This is a genomic window from Yersinia nurmii (assembly GCF_001112925.1).
In the GTDB taxonomy this organism is placed as follows: Bacteria; Pseudomonadota; Gammaproteobacteria; order Enterobacterales; family Enterobacteriaceae; genus Yersinia; species Yersinia nurmii.
In genome coordinates this window covers 1-393 of record NZ_CPYD01000041.1, presented here as the reverse complement: position 1 = coordinate 393, position 393 = coordinate 1, and the positions used below count along the sequence as shown (strand labels likewise).

Genomic DNA, 393 nt, shown 5'->3' with positions numbered 1-393 from the left:
GCGCCCGAACGGAGGCCTCCTGCGATAGCGGGGGGCTTTTTGCGTTTAAGGGGGCGGGGAAACCCAGGGTATGTCGGGCTTTGAAGGTCTGTATGGCGATTTTCATTCCCATCAGTTTCGGCTTATCACGTAAATTGTGCCGTTGTTTACATGATTAAGCAGTGAATTCACAGAAGTGTTGAGTTTAATTTACTGCCTGATAAACACCGTATCCGGCCATGGCGCCAGCCACATCCCAGGCGAAGTCTTTCCAGCTCCAGCCTGTACCGCCCTGGCGGCTATCGTAGAGCTCTTTCCCTGCACCTATACCTATAGAGAACAATAAGCCAAAGCTGCGACTGCGGGCATCTGACCAATTCTGGTGTTCGCCATATGCCGTGCCTGCGGCGGCAA

The 393-nt window shown here is 53.4% G+C and carries 1 pseudogene; it reads right to left on the bottom strand.

From position 1 onward, the window contains the following. Positions 1-184 precede the first annotated feature (184 nt). Positions 185-393, bottom strand: a pseudogene (locus AD970_RS18445) (hypothetical protein); the annotation flags it as partial.